The 24,114-nt window shown below is 66.1% G+C and carries 20 protein-coding genes; 8 read left to right on the plus strand and 12 right to left on the minus strand.

The features are described 5' to 3' along the window. Nucleotide 1: 1 nt before the first annotated feature. Entirely contained in the window at nucleotides 2–526 is a 525-nt protein-coding gene (locus LGT36_RS13450) for a hypothetical protein (protein ID WP_226097146.1), read from the minus strand. Nucleotides 527–1,014: 488 nt separating this feature from the next. On the opposite strand from LGT36_RS13450, the gene LGT36_RS13455 reads away from it, so the two are divergent. The 4 genes from LGT36_RS13455 (at nucleotide 1,015) to LGT36_RS13470 (ending at nucleotide 7,195) form a co-directional block, all read left to right on the plus strand. Continuing rightward, a complete protein-coding gene (locus LGT36_RS13455; RefSeq protein WP_226097174.1) occupies nucleotides 1,015–3,957 on the plus strand; it encodes a ribonucleoside-diphosphate reductase subunit alpha in 2,943 nt (980 codons plus the stop codon). Nucleotides 3,958–3,995: 38 nt separating this feature from the next. Beyond that, on the plus strand, nucleotides 3,996–4,982 hold the full coding sequence (locus LGT36_RS13460; protein ID WP_226097145.1) for a ribonucleotide-diphosphate reductase subunit beta: 987 nt from the start codon (nucleotides 3,996–3,998) through the stop codon (nucleotides 4,980–4,982). Nucleotides 4,983–5,263: 281 nt separating this feature from the next. Further along, nucleotides 5,264–6,523: a multidrug effflux MFS transporter gene (locus LGT36_RS13465; protein WP_226097144.1), complete on the plus strand. Its 1,260-nt coding sequence runs from the start codon at nucleotides 5,264–5,266 to the stop codon at nucleotides 6,521–6,523. Nucleotides 6,524–6,586: 63 nt separating this feature from the next. Continuing rightward, nucleotides 6,587–7,195 (plus strand): DJ-1/PfpI family protein, encoded by a 609-nt coding sequence (locus LGT36_RS13470; protein ID WP_226097143.1) that lies wholly within the window; start codon nucleotides 6,587–6,589, stop codon nucleotides 7,193–7,195. 42 nt (nucleotides 7,196–7,237) lie between these two features. Here the strand turns inward: LGT36_RS13470 and LGT36_RS13475 are convergent, their stop codons facing one another. Continuing rightward, complete coding sequence (locus LGT36_RS13475) at nucleotides 7,238–10,279, minus strand: sigma-70 family RNA polymerase sigma factor (protein ID WP_226094885.1); 3,042 nt, start codon at nucleotides 10,277–10,279, stop codon at nucleotides 7,238–7,240. Between the two features lie 193 nt (nucleotides 10,280–10,472). Here LGT36_RS13475 and LGT36_RS13480 point away from each other — a divergent pair, with 193 nt between their 5' ends. Continuing rightward, entirely contained in the window at nucleotides 10,473–11,246 is a 774-nt protein-coding gene (locus tag LGT36_RS13480) for a hypothetical protein (RefSeq protein ID WP_226094884.1), read from the plus strand. Nucleotides 11,247–11,328: 82 nt separating this feature from the next. Here LGT36_RS13480 and LGT36_RS13485 read toward each other — a convergent pair whose 3' ends face one another. Together LGT36_RS13485 and LGT36_RS13490 are read right to left on the minus strand one after the other, a co-directional pair. After that, the gene (locus tag LGT36_RS13485) at nucleotides 11,329–12,165 is read right to left on the minus strand and encodes an ABC transporter permease (RefSeq protein WP_248642114.1); all 837 of its coding nucleotides are present in this window, start codon (nucleotides 12,163–12,165) and stop codon (nucleotides 11,329–11,331) included. Then, entirely contained in the window at nucleotides 12,162–13,151 is a 990-nt protein-coding gene (locus LGT36_RS13490; RefSeq protein ID WP_226096300.1) for an ATP-binding cassette domain-containing protein, read from the minus strand. The genes LGT36_RS13485 and LGT36_RS13490 overlap by 4 nt, the downstream gene beginning before the upstream one ends. 66 nt (nucleotides 13,152–13,217) lie before the next feature. On the opposite strand from LGT36_RS13490, the gene LGT36_RS13495 reads away from it, so the two are divergent. Beyond that, nucleotides 13,218–13,445, plus strand: a complete 228-nt coding sequence (locus LGT36_RS13495) for a DUF167 domain-containing protein (protein WP_226096302.1) — start codon at nucleotides 13,218–13,220, stop codon at nucleotides 13,443–13,445. Nucleotides 13,446–13,528: 83 nt separating this feature from the next. Continuing rightward, entirely contained in the window at nucleotides 13,529–15,868 is a 2,340-nt protein-coding gene (locus LGT36_RS13500; protein WP_226096304.1) for a bifunctional diguanylate cyclase/phosphodiesterase, read from the plus strand. 9 nt (nucleotides 15,869–15,877) lie between these two features. Here LGT36_RS13500 and LGT36_RS13505 read toward each other — a convergent pair whose 3' ends face one another. The 6 genes from LGT36_RS13505 to LGT36_RS13530 all read right to left on the minus strand — a co-directional run bounded on the left by LGT36_RS13505 (nucleotide 15,878) and on the right by LGT36_RS13530 (nucleotide 21,240). After that, complete coding sequence (locus LGT36_RS13505) at nucleotides 15,878–16,291, minus strand: heat shock protein transcriptional repressor HspR (RefSeq protein WP_226096306.1); 414 nt, start codon at nucleotides 16,289–16,291, stop codon at nucleotides 15,878–15,880. Between the two features lie 42 nt (nucleotides 16,292–16,333). Continuing rightward, nucleotides 16,334–17,263 carry a DnaJ C-terminal domain-containing protein gene (locus LGT36_RS13510; protein WP_226096307.1) on the minus strand — a complete coding sequence of 310 codons (930 nt, stop codon included), beginning with the start codon at nucleotides 17,261–17,263 and terminating at the stop codon, nucleotides 16,334–16,336. Between the two features lie 36 nt (nucleotides 17,264–17,299). Beyond that, a complete protein-coding gene (gene grpE, locus LGT36_RS13515; protein WP_226096309.1) occupies nucleotides 17,300–17,881 on the minus strand; it encodes a nucleotide exchange factor GrpE in 582 nt (193 codons plus the stop codon). Nucleotides 17,882–17,953: 72 nt separating this feature from the next. Next, nucleotides 17,954–19,816: a molecular chaperone DnaK gene (gene dnaK / locus LGT36_RS13520; RefSeq protein ID WP_226096310.1), complete on the minus strand. Its 1,863-nt coding sequence runs from the start codon at nucleotides 19,814–19,816 to the stop codon at nucleotides 17,954–17,956. Between the two features lie 113 nt (nucleotides 19,817–19,929). Beyond that, the gene (locus LGT36_RS13525; RefSeq protein ID WP_226096312.1) at nucleotides 19,930–20,367 is read right to left on the minus strand and encodes a nuclear transport factor 2 family protein; all 438 of its coding nucleotides are present in this window, start codon (nucleotides 20,365–20,367) and stop codon (nucleotides 19,930–19,932) included. Nucleotides 20,368–20,403: 36 nt separating this feature from the next. Further along, entirely contained in the window at nucleotides 20,404–21,240 is an 837-nt protein-coding gene (locus LGT36_RS13530; protein ID WP_226096314.1) for a hypothetical protein, read from the minus strand. A gap of 131 nt (nucleotides 21,241–21,371) precedes the next feature. Here LGT36_RS13530 and LGT36_RS13535 point away from each other — a divergent pair, with 131 nt between their 5' ends. Then, on the plus strand, nucleotides 21,372–21,851 hold the full coding sequence (locus LGT36_RS13535; protein WP_226096315.1) for a rhodanese-like domain-containing protein: 480 nt from the start codon (nucleotides 21,372–21,374) through the stop codon (nucleotides 21,849–21,851). Here the strand turns inward: LGT36_RS13535 and LGT36_RS13540 are convergent. Both LGT36_RS13540 and LGT36_RS13545 read right to left on the minus strand, forming a co-directional pair. Continuing rightward, on the minus strand, nucleotides 21,848–22,516 hold the full coding sequence (locus LGT36_RS13540) for an ABC transporter ATP-binding protein (protein WP_226096316.1): 669 nt from the start codon (nucleotides 22,514–22,516) through the stop codon (nucleotides 21,848–21,850). The genes LGT36_RS13535 and LGT36_RS13540 overlap by 4 nt on opposite strands. Continuing rightward, complete coding sequence (locus LGT36_RS13545; RefSeq protein ID WP_226096317.1) at nucleotides 22,513–24,114, minus strand: iron ABC transporter permease; 1,602 nt, start codon at nucleotides 24,112–24,114, stop codon at nucleotides 22,513–22,515. The genes LGT36_RS13540 and LGT36_RS13545 overlap by 4 nt, the downstream gene beginning before the upstream one ends.

The raw sequence follows: 24,114 nt of genomic DNA on the forward strand, positions 1-24,114 counted from the left end.
CTCAAGCGGTGGTGCACTCCGTGAGGTAGGAGTCGTTGACGCGCTGCTGTGCGGCCGGCTGCTCTGTGATGAGAGAGGAAGCTACCTCGCTCGACTGCAAAGCGGAGGTTTGGTCGACCAGGCTGCCGTAGGACGGCGCCGTCTCCGCGATCTGGCCGAGGCCGACGACGTACAAGGTCCAGTAGTCCGCGAGGGTCTCGACGTCGGGCGTGGTCCCTGCAGGAGCGAGCACTGCGGCTTCTTCGAGTGTCGCGGCGTACTCCGTCGCCGTCGCGACCGTTTCGGCGCCCGCCGTGTGCAGCGCGTCGAGGTCGCCCTCGGTCGCGCCGGCGCTCATGGCGTCCATCGTGGTGAAGAGGCTGTCGAGTGCCTCGACGGCCGGCGGCGCTGTCGTGGCGGCGGCTGCCATCGCATCGCAGAAGTTCTTGGCCGGTTCTGGTGCCCCAGACGGGTCGTCCGTTCCCGGCGAGGAGCAAGCGGAGACAAACAAGACCGATGTCGCGGCAAGTGCCAGGAGGCTTTTCACGGGACAAGTGTGACGGGTGCGCGGGTTTGTGGCAAAACGCGACTTTGCCCGAGCCGCATGTCATACCTCGGTGACACCCTTAAGGGGTGGTTGTCCACCGACGGTGCGCAGTTTCGAACAGGGTGCGGCTCCGGCTGTGGAGGACACGCCGCGTTCTCCACACCTTGTGCACAGGCACCTGGGGATGACCACTATATCTAGGGGCATCGTCGCAAACGCACCCCTATATGTAGTTGCAACATGGCATTTTTCGAGTTAGTCTCGATCCCAACGCTCGGGCCGGTTTTGGGCGACCACGACCCCCATCACCAGCCCGAGCGAACGTCCCACACATCGCGTATGCAGGCCACTTACCGTCGGCAGCGAATTCGGGCCCAGTGGCCTACAGTCCCCAAAGGAGCATCGTGACGATCACGGAGAACAACGCGGCTGGCGTCAACGGCGACGTCGCTTCCGCAGTAGCTGAAGTCAACCCACACCGTTCCGGTATTCACGTCACCAAGCGCGACGGCACCCGCGAGCCGTACAACGCCGACCGCATCAACAAGGCGATCGAGCGCGCTGCCGTCGGCCTTCCCGACCAGATCTCCATTACGACGCAGGTCGCGTCGGAGTTGGCCATCACCCTTTTCGACGGCATCACCACCGAGCAGCTGGACGAGGCCGCGATCGGCGTCGCGGTACAGAACGTCAAGGACGACCCCAACTTCGACACGGTCGCCGCAAGGCTGCTCCGCAAGGTGATCTACAAGCGCGTGTTGGGCGGCTACGACAGCGAGCTTGAGTTGGCGCTGCTCCACCAGGCGCGGTTCCCCGGCTACATCCGCGACGCGGTCGAGGAGGGCCTGCTCGATCAGCGTCTGGTCTCCCACTTCGACCTCGACGCTCTCGCCGCCGCGATCGACCACCGTCGCGACGACCTGCTGAAGTACATCGGCACCGTGACCATGCGCAACCGCTACATGATCACCGACCGCCACGGCAAGAGCCTTGAGGTCCCGCAGTACTTCTGGATGCGCGTCTGCATGGGGCTGTCGCTCAACGAGCCAAACCCCACCGAGATGGCTCTTCAGTTCTACGACAAGATCTCTCGTCTCGACTACCTGCCAGCAGGGTCGACGCTGGTCAACGCAGGCACCTCGTACCCACAGCTGTCCAACTGCTTTGTGATGCAGATGGAAGACGACATGGACCACATCGCCAAGACCGTCGGCGATGTCATGTGGCTCACCAAGGGCACCGGCGGCATTGGCCTGTCTGTGACCAAGTTGCGCTCTGAGGGCTCGCCGATCAAGTCGAACAACACCACGTCGACCGGGCCTATCCCGTTCATGCACACGATCGACTCGACGCTGCGTGCCGTGTCTCGCGGTGGCAAGAAGTTTGGCGCCCTGTGCTTCTACATGGAGAACTGGCACCTTGACTTCCACCAATTCCTCGACTTGAGGCAGAACTCCGGCGACCCCTACCGCCGCACGCGCACCGCGAACACTGCGGTGTGGATCTCGGACGAGTTCATGAAGCGCGTTCGCAACGACGAGGACTGGTATCTGTTCGATCCCGCTGAGGCGCCCGACCTGGTCGAACTCGTCGGCTCCAAGTTCTCCGCGCGCTATGCCGAGTATGTGGCGATGGCCGAGTCCGGCAAGATCCGTGCCTTCAAGAAGATGAGGGCCCGCGAGCAGTACAAGTCGATCCTGATTTCCCTGCAGGCGTCCTCGCACCCGTGGTTGACGTGGAAGGACACGATCAACAACCGCGCCCTCAACACCAACACCGGCACGATTCACCTGTCGAACCTGTGCACCGAGATCTGCCTCCCGCAAGACCGCGAGAACATCGCCGTGTGCAACCTGGCGTCCGTGAACCTCTCGACCCACTTGGTCGACGGTCAGATTGACTGGAAGCGCATGGAGGCGTCGGTGCGGCTCGCGGTGCGCCAACTGGACAACCTGGTCGACATCACGCTGTCGTCAGTCCCCGAGTCGGAGCGCGCCAACAAGGAGAACCGCGCCATCGGCCTTGGCGTCATGGGCTTCACCGACGTCACCGAGCGGCTGGGCATGGCGTACGAGTCCGAGGAGTCCTACAACCTGATCGACGAGATCGTCGAGTTCGTTTCCTTCCACGCGATCGATGAGTCGGCCGACCTTGCCCGCGAGCGCGGGTCCTATGACAACTTCGAGGGCTCCGGATGGTCACAGGGCCTGGTGCCTTTCGACACGATCGACATCGCAGAGGCTGACCGCGGCGTGCCGATCACGGTCGACCGCACCACCCGACAGGACTGGGACTCACTGCGCGCCAAGGTCAAGCGCGGCATCCGCAACGCCACCCTCATGGCCGTCGCGCCCACCGCCTCGATCGGGCTCGTGGCAGGCACGACGCCAGGGTTCGACCCCCAGTTCTCGCAGATCTTCTCCCGCGCCACCTCGTCCGGCAAGTTCCTTGAGGTGAACCGCAACCTGGTGAAGGACCTTCAAGACCTGGACCTGTGGGAAGACGTCAAGGACGAGCTTCTGTCGGTGCAAGGAGACCTGTCCCAGATCGACTCGGTGCCAGAGCACCTCAAGGAGGTCTACAAGACCTCCTTCCAGCTCAGCCCCTACGCCTTCATCGAGGTGGCGGCACGTGCTCAGAAGTGGATCGACCAGGCCATCAGCCGCAACATCTACCTTGAGGACCGCGACGTCGAGCGGATGATGGACCTTTATGCGGCAGCATGGGAGCGTGGCGTCAAGACCACGTACTACCTGCACATGAAGCCCCGCCACACGGCGGAGCAGTCGACCGTGCGCGTGAACAAGACCGAGAAGATCAACTCGACTGGTTCGGCCAACGGTCGCGGCAAGGGCTCCGCTGGCCCAGCCAAGCGCGGTTTCGGTGGGTTCGGCGGCGCCAAGAAGCAAGGTGTCGGCACGGCCACTGCAACGGCCGACGTCGTGGCGGGCGTTGAAGCGACCGTCACGACGGACGTCCAGGACCAGGCGGAGACGCCCGCTGCTCCGGCAGCGTCAGCCGCTACTGCCCAGCCAGCGAAGCGTGGCTTCGGCAGCGTGGCGCAGCCAGCGGCCGCACCGGTCGAGGCAGCGGTCGTGACCGAGCCAGCCTCCTCTGCCCCTTCCATCCAGCAGGCGCCAGCGTCTGTGATGTCTGCCCTCGCGGCGACGGCGTTCGCGCCTGCGCCCACTCGGCAGCCCGTGGTGCCGCCGTCGGCACTGCCCGAGCCGATCGACGAGCCCACCGCAAACGAAGAGGTGGATGAGATGAGCGGCGACGGACACCACGAGTCCTCCGCACCTGAGGGCGCGACGGTGCTCGAGGTGGTCGAGTCCGTAGCGACCTCGGCAGACGGTGACACCGAGCTCGTCGACGGCGTCGCATGTCCCGTCGACCCGATGGAACGACTCCAGTGCGAGTCCTGCCAGTAATCAGCCTTCCCGACCACGCAGACCATAAGGAGTAACTCATGGGAATCCTCGGCACCGGCATTCAGGACGGCCTCCTGCTCAAGCCAGTCACCTACCAATGGGCCATGGACCTGTACGACCAGGCGGTCGCCAACACCTGGTTCCCCAACGAGATCCAGTTGGGTGAAGACCTCGCGGACTTCAAGAAGATGACCGATGAGGAACGTCACGCCATCACGTTCCTCATGTCGTACTTCAATCCGAACGAGCTGCTCGTCAACAAGGCCCTTGCCTTCGGCGTCTACCCCTACATCAATGCCCCCGAGTGCCACCTGTACCTCGCGAAGCAGATGTGGGAAGAGGCGAACCACTGCATGTCGTTCGAGTACGTCCTCGAGACGTTCCCGATCAACCGCGAGCAGGCCTACGACTCCCACGTGACCGAGCCCTCCATGGCCGCCAAGGAGGAGTTCGAGGTCAAGTTCATCAAGCGAATGACCGAGGAGACCCTCGACATCACCACCACCGAGGGCAAGAAGGACTTTGTCCGCAACCTCGTCGCTTACAACATCATCCTTGAGGGAATCTGGTTCTACTCGGGCTTCATGGTGGCGCTCAGCTTCCGCCAGCGGAACCTGTTGCGCAACTTCGGCTCACTCATGGACTGGGTGATCCGCGACGAGTCGCTGCACCTCCAGTTCGGCATCAACCTGATCCTCACGGTGCTCGAAGAGAACGAGGACCTGCAGGAGGAAGAGTTCGCCAACGAGATCCGCCAGATGATCATCGGCGCGGTCGAAATGGAGGAGGCCTACAACAGGGCCCTGCTTCCCACCGGCATCCTCGGGCTCAACGCCGACTACGTGAACCAGTACGTGAAGTACCTGGCAGACCGCCGTCTCGAGGAGCTCGGTTTCGAGCCGTACTACAACGTCTCGAACCCGGCCAAGTGGATGGCGACGGCGAATGACACCTTGCAGTTGGTGAACTTCTTCGAAGCCACCAACACCTCCTACGAGGTGAATGGGCCCACGGGCAAGAAGTAGGGGTTGGGGTCCGCGAGCCGCGCGACTTTACTTTCCGAGGGCGATCAGGCTTGATCCCTCGGAAAGCAAAGGCGCGCGTCTCGCTACGTGCGCAGTCAGGAACAGCACCCTGCGTCCGCATTGGTCCCAACTGGCACTGGCGAGGTTCAGGCCGCGCGGAATAGCCTGGCTTGCGAAACGTTTCGATTAAAGGCGGCTATCGCCGCAAACCCCTCGACGACGCGGGCGCCCCACCCGTGCGTCCCGTCGCGCCATGACTCGATCAGGAGGCAGCGCGCTCCATGACTGCGCCCACGACGGTCGCCACCGCGACCCCCACCGTCCACGCCAACTACGGCGACACCCTCACCAAGGCGCAGCGGCTGACCTATGTCCTCATGCTGGGCGCGCTCGTCGCGCTCGGCCCCTTCACGATCGATCTGTACTTGCCAGCGTTCCCGTCGGTGGCGTCGGACCTCGCCACGTCGGCCGCGGCGATCCAACTGACGCTGACGGCCACCACCGTCGGCTTCGGACTCGGCCAACTCATCGTGGGGCCGCTATCTGACGCCATGGGACGTAGGCGCCCCTTGCTCATCGCCACTTCGGTGCACATCGTTGCGAGCGTCGGCGTGGCCATGGCTCCCTCCGTCGAGTGGGTCATGGCAGGCCGAGTCGTACAAGGAATGGGCGCTGCGGGTGGCGCGGTCGTCGCGATGGCGGTGGTCCGCGACCTGTTCGGTGGGCAACGCCTCATCAGGATGCTGTCGCGATTGGCACTCGTGATGGGTTTCGCGCCTGTCTTCGCGCCGGTCATCGGCTCGCAACTGTTGCGATTCGTCGAGTGGCGCGGCGTCTTCGTCTTCCTTGCCGCATACGGGCTCATCGTGACGGCCGTGGCCGGATTCATCCTCGTCGAAACCCTGCCCCATGAACGGCGAGGCCGCTTCTCCAGCGCCACCGTGGCGCGGCGCTACCGGCGCCTAGTCAAGGACCCCGCATTCATCGGGATTGCGGTGGTCGGTGCTGCGACGTTCACCGCGCTATTCGCCTATCTGTCCGCCTCCTCCTTCATCTTCCAGGACGTGTTCGGGCTGACGGCCCAGCAGTTCGGCCTTGTCTTCGGCCTCAACTCCATAGGACTTGTCGCAGGCACCCAGATCTCCGCTCGCCTGATGCGTCACGTCGCTCCACGAGTCGTGACCGCAGGAGGCCTCGGAATTATGACGGCAGGCGCGCTAGGGCTCCTGGTGTCGTCGCTGCTCGACGCCGGACTGCTTGGCGTCGTCATCCCGCTGTTCTTTGTCATCGCGCCCGCTGGGCTCGTGATGCCCACCGTCCAGGTCATGGCCCTCGCGGACCACGCGACGGAGGCAGGCACGGCCGCGTCGCTCATCGGGGCAGCAAACATGGGCATCGCGGGGGCAGTCTCACCTCTGGTCGGCATCGGCGGAAACTCGCCAACGGCGATGGCTGTGGTGATGCTGGGAGCGCTCATGGTGGGCCAGGCGAGCCTGTGGCTCGTCGTGCGAGGCCGTACGACCAACGAAGTGATGGCCTGAGGCCCGCCGAAAGGCTCCAGCGCACCCCCGCGCGGCCCCCTTCATGGTGAGTAGGTTGGGCTCATGACTCGACGCGTGGCCATTCTGCTCTTCGATGACTTCGACCTCATTGACGCTGGCGGGCCTTACGAGGTCTTTCTCACCGCGTCGCGCCTAGCGGAACGCGATGGACTCCCGCCTCAATACGAGGTGCTGTTGGTGAGCCCGTCCGGTGCCGACGCCGTAGCGTTCGGGGGCATGACGCTGACGGGCCTTCAGGAGGCTTCGGCCGTCGGCCGGGTCGACATTGCCATCGTCCCAGGCACGATCGATGTGGCGCGAGCAGTCGCTGACTCGGCACTTGCCGCCGCAGTCGAGGCCCTACTCGGCGCGAGCGAGGTCACTGCCTCCGTCTGTACCGGAGCGTTTCTCTTGGCTGAGGCGGGGGCGCTCGTTGGCAAGAGCGCTACCACGCACTGGGAGGACGTGCCTCAACTAGCCCAGGCGGGGGGTGTACGCGAGGCGAGAACGGGCGTGCGGTGGGTCGACGAAGGCGCCATCGTGACGTCAGGCGGGCTCACGTCGGGAATCCACATGGCCCTTCATCTGGTGGCTCGCGACCATGGCGTGGAGCACGCGGTCCGTACCGCGCGGCAACTCGACCTCCCGTGGGATCCGGCCGGCGTTTCGTAACCGCCCGCGCCACCCCTCCCAGTGAGCGGTGACCGCCTCTGGCTACTCGTCGGAGATCGTCACCGTGAGGGTGCTCAGCAGGAAGTTGTCGCCAGCGGTGCTGACGGTCACGGTGTGGACGCCCTGAGCGACGCTGGCTGGCCGGAACAACTTTGCGTCGACGCCGAGCGTGTTGGCGTACTTGCCGCCGAACGCAGTGGAGTCCGCCGCGTTGCCGATGGCGCCATCGACGGCACCCGTGCCGTTCCATTGGAGTGGCATGTAGGTGGCATCGTCGACGTCGAGGCGGTCCCCGGTGAGGGCGCGGTCAGCTTCCCACGCAGTCCAGCCGACGGTGACGTTGGCGTCCGACGACGTGGCGAACTGCACGTTCGCCGCCTTGCCAGAGGAGATCCACTGCGCTCCATCGAAGATCGCCACTCGCGAGTTTGCCAGGGTCGGGTCTTCGTAGATGACCGTCAGCGCAAAGCCGCCGTAATAGGTCTTGTCTCCATCGGTCATGGTCGATGGGAGAGCGATGTCGGCAAGCGACCAGGTGCCTTCGAAGGCGTCGGCGTCCAGGAGCTCCGTGACGTCCAGGCGAGAGCGGTAGTACAGCCTGCCGCCTTCCTCCCGTTCCGCCGTGTTGTCCGCCGTGATCGCAGCGTAGTCCGCGGCGCCAGGGAGCTTGAGACGTGCGCTTGCGAGCTCGCCAACCATTGTGTCCGTCGCGACCCGGTTGGCCGACCACTCAAGAAGTGCGTACTCGACCTTGGCGCCCTCCGGCAGGTCAAGCTGAGTGGAGGCGGAATTGCGGATGCCGCCTGCCTCGTTCAGCGGAGTCATGACCCAGTTGTTGTTGTTGAACTTGCTGTCGGTAGAGGTTCCGACATAGTTCATGACGTCCGCGCAACGCGAGTCCGCATCCGGACCACAGCCAAGGAGCGTGGCACCCACGTGGATCGCGGCAACTTGGCCCTCCGTGGAGTAGTCGACGTCCACGTCCTCTTCGTCGTCCAGATCTTCCAGACCGGTCAGGACGCTGTAGGTGACGTGCTGTTCGCCGGAGGTGACGGAGAACGTGGTCTGCGCGTCCTCCGCGAGGTCAGAGTTGACCACCAGGTCAAGGTCGAGAGTGGCGTCGCTGCCTGCAGGCAGGACCGGCAGGATGCAGTCTGCGGTGGCAGTGTCATCGCTCAGCGTGCACTCCCATTCGCCGCTCGTGATGACGCCTTCGACGGCGAAGCGCATGTAGGACGCCAACCGCGACTGCGGGTACACCGCCGTGCCGCCACCGGCGGGGCTCGCCGCGGGCGGGGCGAAGCTCAGACCGGCGGGAAGGGTGATGATCGCATCGATGGTGTCTGCGGCCGCGTCCCCTTGGTTGGATAGCGCCATCCCGATGACGGGCGCCGACCGGGTGATCTCTAGGTAGTCCAGCGGGGCCTTGCCAAGTGCAAGAACGGCCGTTGGCGTCGGGCCGCCGGTGCCACCACCGGACTCACCGCCAGTCTCACCGCCAGTCGAACCACCGGTCTCACCACCAGTCTCACCACCGGTCTCACCGCCAGTCTCACCGCCAGTCTCACCGCCGGTCTCACCGCCGGTCTCACCGCCGGTCTCACCGCCAGTCGAACCGCCGGTCGTTGACCCGGTGTTCGCGCCAGCTGTCGGACCGGGGGTCGAACCAATCGTGGTGCCAACCGCTGCGCCCCCGTGACTGCCGGGAGCCTCAGGGGCCGGATCGATCTCTGGTTCTTCGACAGGTGGCGTGGTCGCTGGCGGCTGCTCGTCGGACGGCTGCTCACCGCGCCCGTCGTCCGTGTTGGGCGCCGGCGGCGGCGTGTTCGAGGTGTCCGGGAGAATGTTGGCAACAGACGCGGGCGGCGGGTCACTCTCGAAAGCGCCAAAGTAGCCTGCCCCGGCGACGGCCATGGTGGTGACTCCGACGACTGCCGCTGCAGGGAGCAGAAAACTTCCAAGTCCCGCGAAGGCACTGGAAAGGGTCGTCGCGGTGCTTGCAGTGCCGGCGGCCGCCGCCGCACTGGCAACAGAGGAGGTGCCTGCGGCGCCGAGAACTGAGGTGCCTGCGGCGCCAGAGGTTGCCGCAGAGGTGGCGGCGGCAGTGGCCGCAGTGCCACTCGCCCCACCGGTGGTGAAGGCGGCACCGACGCCGACCGCTGTGGCGGTCCCGACCGCGGCCACGCCAGACGTACCTGCGCCGCCAGCGCCCGCAGCCACTGCCGAACCAGAGCCGGCGGTGGCACCCGCGCCAGCGCCGGTCGCAGCGCCGAGGGTTCCGCCGATAGGCAGCCCACCTTCGAGGGCAGAGATTCCCGCTGCACCAAGCACGAGCGGCGCGATGATGCCTCGCATGCCTCTGTTGACGTCTTGGAGTTCGGCCACGAGCGCCGCACACTTCTCGCACGTATTGACGTGTTCGTCGACCCGCGACGACTCTCGCTTGTTGAGGCCGCCGCGCACGAAGGCTCCAAGCTGCGAGTTCACCGCCAGGCAGTTCACATCTTCCGCAGTCGCGAGATGCTGTTGCAGGTAGGCCTGGCGCAACGCTTCGCGTGCCCGGTATGACAGCGCCGCTACACCGTTGGCCGACAGGCCAAGCAGGGGTGCGATCTCCTTGGGACTCTTCTTCTCGACCTCCGTGTACCAGAGCACGGCTTGCCAGCGTTCTGGTAGCGAAGAGAAGGCGTGCGCCACGAGCCCTTGCTCGAAGTTGGCCATTGCAGGCTCGTCGGAAGAGGCTTCGTAGCCGAGCGCCGACTCGTAGGGCGACATGTCCTCGCGTGGCCTGGTGCGGATCCCCTTGTTGATGAGATCCATGCCGGTGCGGCGAACGATCGTGAAGAGATAGGCGCGGAAGGCGAGGTCAGGGCCATCGCCCCGCTGCAGTGCACGCAGCACCCGCGAGAAGGCCTCGGAGACGACGTCGTCGATGTCCGTGGGCGTGTTCGTGTACTGCGCGGCCACCTTGCGCGCTGCGGAGGCGTGGCGCTCGTAGAGCACGCCAAAAGCCGCCGAGTCGCCGGCGCGCACGCCTGCGATCAGCTCTGGATCGCTAGACGTTTCCGTCCATAACGCGATCATCTCTTGGCCCATGTACTCGTCCGCCCTGCCCGGTGTGGGGAGATTCGTGCCCCTATCGTCTCCCCTTTGGGGGGTAATGCACAAGATCTCCCCCAGGTGGTATTGATCACATGGTGCGTGTGCGGCGTGTCGATGCGTCAAGAAACCCTCGCAAAGCGCGTCATAGAGGGGACCGTGGTCCCTCTCATGACACATGACGGGCAACGACCACCTCACGGGAACCGTGGGAACCTCGACTCTTCTGCACGCGTGGCAGACGGCGAGCATTGATTCTTGCTGGCTGCGACCGGGTGACTGGTACACGCCAGCGGTCGAGGCCCTCGTCGAGGCCTTGGAGGCTCGACTCGACACCGCACCCGCAGCATTCCGCCTGGGTCAAGCGCGATCAGAGTCTGGCGTGGGGATCACAGAGGCGATCGACGACATGGCGGTGTTGTTCCGCTCCGCCGGCTTCGAGTCGGCGCCGATTCGCTCCATCCGCGCCTTGTGCGAGGGATGGACAGAGGGCACTGTTGCCTCTCCGGCCGCGCCGCAAATGGCGGACCCAGAATCTGGACTTGGCACGGCTGAGTACCTGACCCAACGCCTGTCCGAGGTATATGGGGCCGCCAAGCGACACGGCACCACGGTGACGGAAACTCACGCTCTGGTGATGATCGACGTGTCCGTTATCGACGCCGATCCGTGGCAACGGATGGCGCGCAATGCCGCCGTCGGGCAGGCACTCAAGAGCGCCTACGGAGATGGCCATCCCATGGCGAGACTGGGTGACGGCCTCTACGCCGTGCTCGTTGAGCGAGGGACCTCCCTCGGCAAGGGAGTCGCGGTGCTCCGCGATCACATCTCGGATCGTGCCTTGACCATGAGCGTGGGCAACCTGATGCGTCAGCCACCCCGCGTGTGGATCGAGTCGCTCCCTGACACACACGCCTACGCGCACGACTTGATTGAATCGATGCAGCGTTAGTGCGACCCGTGGGTTGCGGTGCGTGGCGCGCTGAGGGCGCCACGCACCGCAACCACAGGTGGTGCGAGAAGCACCCGCGCGGCTAGGCCTTGCGGTTGTAGGCCCTGATGGCGAGCGGTGCAAACACGGCGACGAAGATCGCGCACCACAGGAGCGTCCACGCCACGGGTGACTGCCAGTTGCCGTCGTTGGCCGCGACCGGGCCAAGAGCGGGGTCGTTCCACAGCGCGCGGAGCGCCTCGACGAGGTGTGACAGCGGATTGGCGTTCGCGAACGCGGCCAACCAGCTTGGCATCGACTCAGTGGGCACGAAGGCGTTTGAGGCGAAGGTGAGCGGGAACAGCGTCATGAAGACGATGCCTTGCACGGCCCGTTGCGAGCGTGCCATCAGGCCGATGAGCATCGGCCCCCAGGCCAAGCACAAGGCAAACAGAATCGCGAGCGCCATGCCGCCCAGGAAGTGCCAGATGGACGTGCCGATGCGGAATCCGAGCGCGTAGCCAGTGCCGACCATGATGCCGATCAGGAGGACGTAGCGCACCACGTCACCAAGCACCGCGCCAAACAGAGGCGCCACTCTGGAAATCGGCAGGGAACGGAAGCGGTCGAAGATTCCCTTCTCCATGTCCGCATTGAGCTGGATGCCAATGCCGACCGACGCGAAGGCGATGTTCTGGCCGATGATTCCGGTGACGAGCAGCGGCAGATAGTCCTGGACTGAACCGGAGATGGCGCCCCCGAAGATGTAGGCGAACAGCAGGGTGAACATGATGGGCGACAGGGTGACGTCAATGAGCCCCTCTGGAGTGCGCCACGTCTTGACGAGCGAGCGCTTGGCAAGCACCCACGAGTGCCGCAGCATGTCGCCCGGCCCGTGGGGGATGACTTCTACCTCATGGGTAGCGCCTGCGATGGTCATGCCTCGACCTCCTCGGTCGCATCTGCGGCACCGGGAGCGGTGCGATTGCGTTCGCCGGTGAGGGTGAAGAAGACCTCGTCGAGGCTTGGCAACATGAGCGAGAGTTCCGTCACCTCGATCGAGGCGGCGCGAAGGCGCCCCACGACATCGGCGAGGGCTGCGTCGTTGGGAACAGGCACCGAGTATTCGCCGCTGCGAGGTTGATCGACGTGCGCTCCGTCGGTCGCGACGCCACTGAGAATCGCACGGACCTCTTCACCCTTGTCGGGCTCGGCAGGACGCACGCGCAACGTCTGGGAACCGACCACCCGTTTGAGCCGCTCGGCCGTATCGTGCGCAATGACCTCGCCGTGGTTGATGACGACGATGTCGTCGGCAAGAGCGTCGGCCTCTTCCAAGTACTGCGTGGTGAGTAGGACGGAGGTGCCCCTGGCGACGATGTCGCGCACCACGTCCCACATGTCCTCGCGCTTGGCGGGGTCGAGGCCGGTCGTAGGTTCGTCGAGAAACACGATCTCAGGGTGGCCGGTCAGGGAGGCGGCGAGGTCGAGTCGACGCCTCATCCCGCCCGAGTAATTCTTGGCCATCTTGTCGGCGGCCTCGGACAGGTCGAACCACTCAAGAAGCTCTGCGGCCCTCCCTTTTGCGATGGAGGGGCGCATGTTCAGCAGCTCCCCGATCATCACGAGGTTCTCCCTGCCCGTCAGTTCTTCGTCCATCGACGCGTATTGACCGGTCAATCCCACGCGCTTGCGGACCTCGCTTGGATGACGGACGACGTCATGACCGGCGACGATGGCGCGCCCGGCGTCGGGACGTAGCAGTGTGGCAAGAATGCGCACTGCGGTGGTCTTGCCGGCGCCATTTGGCCCGAGCACGCCGAGCACCGTGCCGCGCGGGACCTGGAAGGAGACGCCCTTGAGCGCCTTGGTCTCCTTGAAGGACTTGACGAGGCCGTCGGCCTCGACCGCGATATCTGAAGACATGGCGACACAGTACGACGGACGTCCGACAAATGCCCTGCCGACGGGAGGCGCCGGTACCGTGGTCGTGTGACCAGGTACCGCGTCCACGTGAAGCCGGGCTCGAAGAAGGGCCCGCTGGTTCAGGTCGGAGCCGACGGCCTGCTCACCGTTTTTGTACGGGAGCGTGCCGTGGACGGCCAAGCGAACGACGGCGTCGTCGCGGCGCTCGCAGAGCATTGGGGGCTGCGCAAACGGGACGTCCGTATCACCTCTGGCCACGCCTCCCGCCTCAAGACGGTGGAGATCAGCGACTAGTCAGGCTGCCATCATCTCCAGTTTGTGCGACCACTTTGTCACAGTCGACTCACCGCGCATCCGCCCGGGACGATGAGAAGGCTGTGAACCGCGTTCTTGCCTCTCTCGACGGCGTGAGGCGGCATGCCCTCCGACCCGTTGGTCGCTACGTTGCGCCTGTCTCGCTCGCACTCTTGGCGTCTGGTTGGCTGGTCTTGTTCGCATTGCTCCTCACCTGGGGGCCAGGGGACTACCCTGGCCGCGACGTCACCCTGTATTTGACACTGATGATTGGTGCAGGGGTGGCCGTCCTTGCCCGAGCCGCCACATCCCACACCGATCGGTTTGCGTGGCTCTCGCTCGGATTGGCGATGATCGTGTCGTCCATTGGGGACGCCGTCTACTCGGCGATCACCTCTGGCTCGGACGCGGAGCCGTTTCCCTCACTCGCCGATGCCTTCTACCTTGCCTATTACCCGCTGATCATCGCCGGCGTCGTCGCTTTCGTACGGCGCCGCGCGCGCGACGTTCCTTCTGTGGTGTGGTGGGACGGTTCGATATTGGCGGTTGCCGTCGGGGCGCTCGTCGGCGCCGTCTTCCTGGCGCCGCTGACGGGAACTCTCACGGGCGGCCCTCTCACCGTGATCGTCGGCGCCGCGTATCCGCTCGGAGACACGGCGGTACTCCTCATCGCGGCACTCGGCATCACGCTGGTGGGCGTGCGTCGCGCCCGCGCTCTGGTGTGGATGGGCGCCGCCATGGGCGTGTCAGCCATCGCCGACCTCGGGTATTGGAACCTCGTCGCGAGCGACTCCTACCTGGAAGGAACGGTGCTCGACGCGTTGTGGCCGCTGAGCAACATCCTGCTTGCCGTGGGGGCGTGGCTCTCGCCTTCGTCGACGGGCGATCAGATGCCAGGCACAAGAGGCCTCATGATCGTCCCCGGCGCCAGCCTGATCGCGGCCACTGCGACCCTCGCGTTTGGCAACGCGCGCAACATTCCGCTCCTCACGGTCGTGCTGGCGGTCGCTGCATTGCTGGGAGTCCTTCACCGGCTCAACACCACCGTGCGACACACCGTGCTCATGATGGACGCGCGCAAGGACGCCACCACCGACGAGCTCACCGGCCTCGCGAACCGACGCGGCTTCACCGTGGCGGCTGAGGGCGCGCTGCGCGATCTCGACGCTGGGATGTGCGCTGCTCTTCTCCACGCCGACTTGGACGGCTTCAAGGACGTGAACGACAGTTTGGGGCACGACGCTGGGGACAGGGTCCTCCGCCACGTCACTCAGCGACTTGTCGCCGAGCGGGCGCCTGCTGGCACTTTGGTGGGCAGGCTGGGCGGTGACGAATTCGCAGTCCTCATTCCGGGCGCCGACGCCGATGAGGCGGTGAAGTACGCCCGCCGGCTCTGCACGTCGCTCGCTCGCCCGATCGACGTGGACGGCACGCGGGTCACGATGCACGCGAGCATTGGCCTCGCGATCGCCCCGATCGACGGCGACCAACTCTCCACGCTTCTCCGCAGGGCCGATATCGCGATGTACCGCGCGAAGGCTGACCGCGGAGGGGTCGCCTCCTTCGATCCCGCGGTTGACCTGGCTGGCGAGGATCACCTTCAACGAGTCGCAGAACTGCGGCAAGGGATCCTTGCGGGCGAACTCGTGCTCCACTATCAGCCCAAGATCGCACTCGCCGATGGAGGGGTCGAAGGTGTCGAGGCCCTGGTGCGCTGGGCCAGGCCCGCTAGCGGCTTGGTGTACCCCGGAGACTTCTTGCCCCTAGCGGTACGTGCAGGGCTGATGGGCATGGTGACCAGAGCCGTGTTGGAGATCGCCGCCGATCAGGCATCGGCATGGCGCCGAAGCGGGCTCGAACTGCCGATCGCCATCAATTTGCCGTCCACGGCACTTCTTGACGAAGGATTGCCAGCGAAGGCCGCCCAGTTCCTCGCCACGCATGACCTGCCGGGGTCTGCGATCCAGGTCGAGATCACCGAGGAGGCCCTCTTGAGGGGGCGCCAACGCGCTCGTAGCGTCCTCGAAGGGCTGCGGGCTCTGGGCATCAGGACGGCAATCGATGACTACGGGACGGGCTACTCGTCGCTGATCTACCTTCACGAACTCGTGGTCGATGAGGTAAAGATCGACAGGTCCTTCATCGAGCCGCTCCTGCTCAGCGACCGATCCTCGTACATCGTGAAGTCGACGATCGACCTGGCGCACGCGCTCGGTCTGACCGTGACGGCGGAGGGGGTTGAACACGCCGACGTCGCCCAGGCACTCAAAGACCTTGGTTGCGACACCGCGCAGGGGTACTACTGGTCGCGTCCGTGCCCAGCGGCAGAACTCGAGGCCTGGCTCGCGGTCCACAGGAGCGCGTCTCAAGACGAAATGCTGGACAGCGCTCTCGGCCTTCGCGCGTCGCCCGTGGCCGACTAGCCCCTCGCGTTAGGAGGAACGGCCTCGCCAGACGACCAGGCCGCGGCCTTCGTCCCGTCGGCCGCGTTGACCGCGTTCCACGATGACGACGTTTCCCGAAGGTCCCGTGGTGAAGACACGCGAGCCGAGATCCGCACGGGGCCGCAGCCGTTCGACCTCTGCTTCCAGCCGCTCGACCCGCTTGCTGAGCGTCAGGATGCGCGCGATGCCAGCCAGGTTGATGCCCTCTTTTTGGCTCATGCGTTGTACCTCGCGCAGCGTCGCGACGTCGCGCAAGGAGTAGCGGCGGCCTCCGCCGGGACGACGCCGGGGCACCACCAGCCCGAGCCTGTCGTACTGGCGCAGGGTCTGGGCGTGCATCCCGGCGAGTTCAGCCGCGGCGGAAATCAGGAACACGGGTTCGTCTACGTCCGGTTGCTCCATGACTCCTCCTTTCCGTCGGGCCTCATTGCCCAGGCTAGGGTTCTACTTGGCCGCGTCGTCGTACAAGCGTGCCCGCGGGTCGTCTGCTGCCGTCTCGAGGGCAAACGCCTGGAGTGCCTCTTTGGCGGCCTTCGAGAGCTTTGAGGGCACCGCCACTTCGACGCGCACCAGCAAGTCGCCCACGCCGTCCTTGGCCACCAGCCCCTTGCCCTTGACGCGTAGCGTCGCTCCAGACGACGTGCCCGGTGCGATCTTCACCTTGACACGTTCCCCCGTCAGCGTCGGCACCTCGACGGTCGCACCCAGGACGGCCTCGTCGAAGGACACGGGGAGATTCATGCGGAGGTTGCGGCCGTCGGCCGTGAAGACGGGGTGCTTGCCCACATGCACGGTCAGGATCACGTCTCCCGCTGGGCCGCCGCCAGCACCGGGGCGACCCTTGCCGCGGATCCGAATCTTCTGTCCGTCAGCGACGCCCACCGGAAGTCGTGTCGAGACGCGTTGACCGTCGATGCCGAGCGTGACTGTCGCGCCTTGAGTCGCTTGCCTGAACGTCACCTCGGTCGCCGCTGCGAGGTCGGCTCCGCGCTGGGGTCCGCGGCCGCGACCGCCGAACAGGCCGCCAAGGATGTCCTCGAAGCCCTGGCCGCGCGTCGGCCCGCCCCCGAACATGCCGCCGAACACGTCTTCGAAGCCCTGACCGCCGCCTGGGCCGCCCGCCTGGAAGCGAGCGCCCCCGCCCATGGCGCGAATAGCGTCGTACTGCTGGCGCTGTTCGGCATCGGATAGCACGCCATAGGCCTCGCCGACCTCTTTGAAGCGCTTCTCGGCCGACGCGTCATTGGGATGGCGGTCGGGGTGGAGGTCGCGCGCGAGCTTGCGGTAGGCCTTCTTGATGTCGGTGGCGGAGGCATCCTTCGGCACGCCAAGCGTCGCGTAGAAGTCCTTGTTGAACCAGTCTTGGCTTGTCACGGCTTGCCTCCTTTCTTGTCCGATGCTGCGGGGTGGTTAGTCGTCTGCTGGCTGGGCGACGATCACGCGTGCGGCTCGCACCACGCGTTCGCCGAGGCGGTGGCCCGGTTGGGCGACGTGCTGCACCGTCGGTTCGCTGACGTCGGCGCTTGGCTGTGACATGAGCGCCTCGTGGAGCGCAGGGTCGAAAGTCTCGCCCTCAGCGCCGAAGCTTGACCATCCGAAGCGGCCGAGGGCCTCTTCGAGCTTCTCCGCGATGGACGCGAAGGGCCCCTCCGCGAGGTCGCCGTGTTGGCGTGCCGCGGCAATGTCGTCGAGAACTGGCAAGAGCGCTTCGAGCACCTTGGCCGTCGCGACGTCCCCGATGGCGAGGCGGTCGCGATCGACGCGCTTGCGATAGTTCACGTACTCCGCTTGGAGGCGCTGGAGGTCGGCCAAGTGCTCTGCGGCCTTCACCTCCGCCTGGGTGAGCGCGTCGTCGGCGCCCGCCTCATCGGCGTCAAAGTCGTCCTTCTTGCCCTCGTCCGTCGCGGCGTCGTCGATGATCTGCTCGGCCTCAGCCAAGGCGTCGTCCGCGCCGTCGTCGTCTGGCGTTGAGTACCCTGTGTTGTCTTCCATGACGTCCTTCCATGCACTGTGGCGGCGAGCGGACTTCCCCGCCCGCCGCCAACTGTGCGCTGTAGTTCTGGACTACTTCGTGTCGTCCTCGTCGTCAACGATCTCGGCGTCAACGACGTCGTCATCGGAGGAAGCAGACTCGCCAGCTGGGGCGTCAGCGCCGGGCTCGCCACCGGCCTCTTGTTCGGCCTTGTAGATGGCCTCGCCGATGCGCTGGGCCTTGGCGACGAGGTCGTCGTGCGCGGTCTTCACCGCGTCGGTGTCCTCGCCCTCGAGGGCCTTGCGGACCTCGGCGATAGCCTCCTTGACCTCGTCGGCCACTTCGGCGGGAACCTTGTCCTCGTTGTCGGACAGGATCTTCTCCGTCGAGTAGGCGAAGTTCTCCGCATTGTTGCGGGTCTCTGCCTCCTCGCGGCGCTTCTTGTCCTCGGCCTCGTGCTCCTCGGCATCCTTGACCATGCGGTCGATGTCTTCCTTCGACAATGCAGAGCCGCCCGTGACGGTGATCGAGGACTCCTTGCCGGTGCCGCGGTCCTTGGCATGGACGTGCACGATGCCATTGGCGTCGATGTCGAACGTGACCTCGATCTGGGGCACTCCGCGGGGGGCCGGGGCAATGCCGCCCAGCTCGAAGGTGCCGAGCAACTTGTTGTCCCTGGCGAACTGGCGCTCGCCCTGGAACACCTGGATCATCACCGACGGCTGGTTGTCATCCGCGGTGGAGAACACCTCGGAGGACTTGGTGGGGATCGCGGTGTTGCGCTCGATCAGCGTGGTCATCACGCCGCCCTTGGTCTCGATGCCGAGGCTGAGGGGGGTGACGTCGATCAGCAGGACGTCCTTGCGTTCGCCCTTGATGACGCCGGCCTGGAGGGCTGCGCCAACGGCAACGACCTCATCAGGGTTGACGCCCTTGTTGGGCTCCTGGCCGCCGGTGAGTTCCTTGACCACGTCGGTCACGGCCGGCATACGGGTCGAGCCGCCGACCATCACCACGTGGTCGATGTCTGCGAGCTTGATGCCCGCGTCCTTGATGACCTGGTTGAACGGCGCCTTCGTGCGCTCGAGCAGGTCCTTGGTCATGTCCTGGAACTTGGAGCGGGTGAGCTTGGTGTCCAGGTGGACGGGGCCGTTCTCGCCGATGCTGAGGTACTGCAGCGAGATGGTGGTCTGCTGAGCGGAGCTGAGTTCCTTCTTGGCCTGCTCAGCGGCCTCGCGGAGGCGCTGCAGGGCTGACTTGTCCTTTGACAGGTCAACACCCTCCGAGTTCTTGACTTCCTTCACCAGGAAGTCGACGATGCGCTGGTCCCAGTCGTCGCCGCCGAGGCGGTTGTCGCCCGCCGTGGCACGCACCTGGATGGTGGAGAACTCGTCCTCGTCCTTACCCACCTCAAGCAGGGACACGTCGAACGTGCCGCCGCCAAGGTCGAAGACCAGGATGAGCTCGTCTTCCTTGCCCTTGTCGAGGCCGTAGGCGAGCGCGGCCGCGGTGGGCTCGTTGACGATGCGCAGGACGTTGAGGCCCGCAATCTCACCGGCGTCCTTGGTGGCCTGGCGCTCGGCGTCGTTGAAGTAGGCGGGGACGGTGATGACGGCGTCCGTCACCTTTTCGCCCAAGTACTCCTCAGAGTCGCGCTTGAGCTTGCCGAGAATGCGGGCAGAAATCTCTTGTGGCGTGTACGTCTTCTCGTCGATCTCGGTGTTCCAGTCGGTGCCCATGTGGCGCTTGACCGACGCGATGGTGCGGTCGACGTTGGTGACGGCCTGGCGCTTCGCGATCTCGCCGACGAGCACCTCGCCTGTCTTGGAGAAGGCGACGACGGAGGGAGTAGTACGGGTGCCTTCCGCGTTGGCGATGACGGTGGGCTCGCCACCTTCGAGTACGGCAACGCACGAGTTGGTGGTGCCGAGGTCAATTCCTACTGCACGGGACATGTGGAGGTCCTCCTTGGTGCTGGCCCCGGTGGGCCGTCTTGGGTGCGCTCAGTGTTGAGCCTTCTGCACTCAAGTATCCACGGATCCCGACGATTGTCAACTAAGTTGAGTCTCTATGACTCAACTCTGAACTGCGGTGGGGGCGCGGCGCTCGCGACCGCGCGCGTCAGCGGCTCAACCAGGTGTGCCCGTCCAAGCGGGGCCTGGTAGTCGTCGGGCCAGTACTCGCGGAGATGGTCGATCTCTCCAGCCCTCACGGCAAAGAAGGAGACGACCCTAGCGGTCACGGCGTCATTGGACACCACCGTGTCGGTCGCCACCACATCGCCGTCCGCCACGAGCCGTTGCACCTCAAATCGCCAGCGCCCCTGCGTCGGGTACTCGGCGTTGACGCCGGCGAAGGCGTCGCGCCCTCTGATGAGTTCGTTCGACTGAGGCCACTCGCACACGAAGGCGTCGGTCAGCACGCTGCCCACTGTCGCGAAGTCGTTTCCATTCATCAACTGCCAATAGCGGTCCACCACGCGCGCGGCGTCGTCGTCGAGGTTCATGCCGCCGACACTAGGACATAGCTCTGACGCGGCGGCCTACTTGTCGATGCGCAGAGAGTCCGTGACGAGCGCCACTGTCCCTGCATCTTCTTCGCCCGTGTAGGTCGCCACCTGAACCCACACGACGCGCTCACCCCGGACAAAAGTGTGGAGCGACATCTGCACCGGAACGTCGTCCATCGTGAAGGACATGGTGCTCAACAGGCCGTCGAGACCTTGGGCCGTGGTCACGGCCGTTGGCCCCTCCCTCGTCGTATCGACCCCCTGACCCGCCGCGGCGTCGGCGACGCCTTCGAATGCCCCTCGGTGCGCTTCCTCGAGGTCGACAGCCCCTATCTGGCTCGGCGGTTCCCCTTCAAGGACGATGACCATGGTGGGGATCACGGTCGCTGTGAAGGGGTCGACAGTGAAGTAGGTGCCCATGGCGCGGGCGCCGTCGGGCAGTTGCGATGTCAGTTCACCCATGTCGACATACTCACCGGCGTCAACCCACTCGGCTCCGATCTCAAAGGCGACGGCGCCGTCCTCGGAGACGATCAACGCATCACCCAGCAGCGGGGCGTCCTCTGCGGCGATGGGATCGCCCACGTAGTTTTCGTTCTGGTCGGCGGTGAGGACGCCGTTCACTCCGTACACCACGGCGAAGCCGATGCCTCCAAGGACGACCAGAGCACCCACGGCTCCCAGTACCCAAGGCCAAGCCTTGCGCTTCTTCTCCACAGGAGCGGCCCATGGGGCAGGCGGCGCACCCCACGCCGCAGGCGGCGCGGCTTGCTGTTGCCAAGGAGCCTGGGCGTAGGGCTGGGCGTCCGGCTGGGCGTAGGGCTGAGCCTGCGTTTCTGGCGGCGGCTCGTGCGGCGAGTATTCGGTCATGAGTGCTTCCCCCCTCGGTTCGTCACGACTTTAGCGGCGCGCGCTGCCGGGCGCCAGAGCCGTCCCAGAGCCCGAGGGAAGGTCCACGGCAGAGTGGACTGGACGGCTCGCGTGGGCCTAGCGTCAATGCCATGTCCTCAGAGCCCACCCCCGCTCAAGCAGCCGCGCACTTCGCGGCCAGGCTGTCTTTCGAGACCGACCCCAGCGATGTGCACGCCGCGCTCGAGGCGGGCGAGAACGGCTTTGTGCTCGTGGACACCCGAAGCCATGAGGCATGGGAGCAGGGGCACGCGCGCGGCGCAGTTCACATCCCCAAGCCGGACATGCCCGTCGTCGTCCTTACCTACCCACCCGAGACTTCGTTCGTCGTCTATTGCTGGGGTCCAGGCTGCAACGGCGCCACCAGGGCGGGCCTCATCATCTCCGAGCTCGGATACTCCGTGAAGGAGATGATCGGTGGCTTCGAGTACTGGGCGCGCGAAGGGATGCCCGTCGACCGGGTGGTCTCTGACGCGGCGGGCGCGAAGGTGACCGTGGACGCGACCCGGGCGCCCGATCCGCTCACGTCACCCGTGAGCGTGCCAGGCCACCGGATCGCCTGCGACTGCTAGTCGCTCGCGTCCGCCTCCGCCAGCCGTCCTGCGCTCATGGTGATCTGCCGGTCGGCCATCGCCTCGGCCTCCGCGCGATCATGCGTCACCACGATCCAGGTGGTTCCTTGAGCCTCCAGCAGTTCGCGAACGTCGCGCGCGAGGCGCTCGCGCAAGTCTGCATCGAGTGAACTGAGCGGCTCGTCGAGCAGCACCAACCGCGGCCGTGGGGCGAGCGTCCTCGCGAGGGCGACGCGCTGACGCTCGCCTCCTGAGAGTTCGGTGACGGCGCGGTGCTCCGCACCTTCGAGGCCCACCATCTCGAGTAGCTCACCCACGCGCGCCTCCCGCTCGCGACGCTCGACCCCCTGCATCTCGAGACCGAAGCCGATGTTCGCGCCCACGCTCATGTGAGGGAACAGCTGGCCGTCCTGGAACACCAGTCCAAAGCCCCTGCGGTGAGGCGGCACCCCGGCAAGTTCGTGCCCATCCCACGAGACGGAGCCGGTGGACTCGATCACTCCAGCGATGGCGAGCAACAGCGAAGACTTGCCCGATCCCGACGCGCCCACGAGCGCGAGCGAACCCCCTGGCTCGATACCGAAGGAGGCCGCGTCGACCGCCACCCGTGGGTCCGCGCCGCCATAGCGGACGGTGAGCCCCTCCACCCGAAGCCCTGACGTCATCGGCGCTGCCTCCTTGAACCCTCTGCCAGCATCATGGCTCCTCCAGCGATGACCGCAAGCACCACGGCGCCCGCCGACGCCGTGGCCACGTTCTCGGCGCCCGGCCGGGACAGCAGTCGCATGATGGCCGTGGGTAGCGTCGGCGTTCCAGGGCGGGCGAGGAACACGGAAGCGCCGAACTCGCCGACGGCGACCGCGAAGGCAAGACCAGCGGCCGACGCCAAGGCTGCTCGCATCCGGGGCAGCACCACGCGGACGACGGTGCGAGTGGGTGAGGCGCCGAGCGTCGCGGCGGCGGCGGCTTGGCGGGGGTCGATTCCCTCCAGCACAGGGGAGAGCACGCGCACCACGAGCGGTGTCGCGACGAGAGCTTGCGCGGCAATCAGGAGTACGTAGGTGCCAGGTGCCCCCCAGGACCGCAGCGGCACGGCAAGCGCCACCAAGAGTCCGACGCCGACGACGACGGAGGAGACCGCGAGCGGGCCGACGGTGAGCGCGCGCACCCACCGCGCGCCGGGGTGCACCGCAGCGGCGGCCACCGCGAGCACTCCCACAAGCAGGGCGAGGGACGCCGCCGCGACTGCGATCCACAGCGAGGCGGCGACGGAGCCCGCGATGCTGCCCGCGGCCTCCGACAGTCCGAATAGGGTGCGGTACGCGTCGAGGGTTGGTCCGTGCTGTCCCCGCAGCGACCGCGCGACGAGTGTGCCGAGCGGGACCAGCGTGAGGACAAGGGCTGGGGCAAGGGCGAGCGCGATCGCGGCGGCATCGCTCCGCCCGGCACTCGGGCGCAGGGGAGCGGCCTGGGTCACCGCATAGCGACCGGGACGCGACAGCCAGCCCACCCCTGCGGCCACCGAGGCGATGAGGCAGGCCTGCACGATCGCGATGATCGCGGCGCCGCGCAGGTCAAGGAACGACGTGAGCTCGAGGTACGCGGCGGTCTCTAGCGTCCTGATGCGTGTGCCTCCCAGCACCAGCACGATGGCGAAGGACGTCGAGCAGAACAGGAAGGTGATGGCCGCCGCCCCGGCCACCGACCGGCGCACCGCAGGCCACACCACCCGGCGTGCGGCCGCGGCACGCGACGCGCCAAGGGTGCGCGCGGCCGCCACGAGCCGCTCGTCCATGCCCTCCAGCGCCGGCCCCACCGTGCGCAACACCACCGCGACGTTGAAGAACGCGAGGGCCGCGATGATCGCCGGCAGGCCGTGCCTGGCACCGAGCGCAGGCGCCAGGTCGCGCTGCAGCGTCAGGAACGCGAGGGCGACCACCATGGTGGGAAGCACAAAGGGGGCCGTGAGCGCCGCCGCGAGCAAGCGCGAGCCGCGCCAGCGTCGGCGATACAGCGCCCAGGCCGCAGGCAGGCCAATCGCGAGCGTCAGCGCGGTGCCAGCGCCAGCCAACCCCAGCGTCGTGCCCGCCGCCTGGAGGACGGCGCGCACCGAGACCGTGGCGTCTTGGCCCGCCAGGCTCGGCGCGAAGAAGGCTCTGCGCACAGTGGCGAAGAGCGGCCACGCGAAGAAGGCCCCCAGGAACACGACGGGGACCGCCGCGGCGGCTGCCGCGACGATCCCGCGCCGTGCGAAGAGGGGCAT

Source organism: Demequina sp. TMPB413 (assembly GCF_020447105.2).
Lineage (GTDB): Bacteria > Actinomycetota > Actinomycetes > Actinomycetales > Demequinaceae > Demequina.

Excerpts from the sequence above, each read along its gene's own strand:
- LGT36_RS13475 (WP_226094885.1), bottom strand. The coding sequence starts at position 10,279 with ATGATCGCGTTATGGACGGAAACGTCTAGCGATCCAGAGCTGATCGCA.
- LGT36_RS13485 (WP_248642114.1), bottom strand. The coding sequence starts at position 12,165 with ATGACCATCGCAGGCGCTACCCATGAGGTAGAAGTCATCCCCCACGGG.
- LGT36_RS13460 (WP_226097145.1), top strand. The coding sequence starts at position 3,996 with ATGGGAATCCTCGGCACCGGCATTCAGGACGGCCTCCTGCTCAAGCCA.
- LGT36_RS13525 (WP_226096312.1), bottom strand. The coding sequence starts at position 20,367 with ATGAACCTCGACGACGACGCCGCGCGCGTGGTGGACCGCTATTGGCAG.
- LGT36_RS13490 (WP_226096300.1), bottom strand. The coding sequence starts at position 13,151 with ATGTCTTCAGATATCGCGGTCGAGGCCGACGGCCTCGTCAAGTCCTTC.
- LGT36_RS13505 (WP_226096306.1), bottom strand. The coding sequence starts at position 16,291 with ATGGAGCAACCGGACGTAGACGAACCCGTGTTCCTGATTTCCGCCGCG.
- LGT36_RS13470 (WP_226097143.1), top strand. The coding sequence starts at position 6,587 with ATGACTCGACGCGTGGCCATTCTGCTCTTCGATGACTTCGACCTCATT.
- LGT36_RS13465 (WP_226097144.1), top strand. The coding sequence starts at position 5,264 with ATGACTGCGCCCACGACGGTCGCCACCGCGACCCCCACCGTCCACGCC.
- grpE (WP_226096309.1), bottom strand. The coding sequence starts at position 17,881 with ATGGAAGACAACACAGGGTACTCAACGCCAGACGACGACGGCGCGGAC.
- LGT36_RS13540 (WP_226096316.1), bottom strand. The coding sequence starts at position 22,516 with ATGACGTCAGGGCTTCGGGTGGAGGGGCTCACCGTCCGCTATGGCGGC.
- LGT36_RS13530 (WP_226096314.1), bottom strand. The coding sequence starts at position 21,240 with ATGACCGAATACTCGCCGCACGAGCCGCCGCCAGAAACGCAGGCTCAG.
- LGT36_RS13535 (WP_226096315.1), top strand. The coding sequence starts at position 21,372 with ATGTCCTCAGAGCCCACCCCCGCTCAAGCAGCCGCGCACTTCGCGGCC.
- LGT36_RS13545 (WP_226096317.1), bottom strand. The coding sequence starts at position 24,114 with ATGCCCCTCTTCGCACGGCGCGGGATCGTCGCGGCAGCCGCCGCGGCG.
- dnaK (WP_226096310.1), bottom strand. The coding sequence starts at position 19,816 with ATGTCCCGTGCAGTAGGAATTGACCTCGGCACCACCAACTCGTGCGTT.
- LGT36_RS13480 (WP_226094884.1), top strand. The coding sequence starts at position 10,473 with ATGACGGGCAACGACCACCTCACGGGAACCGTGGGAACCTCGACTCTT.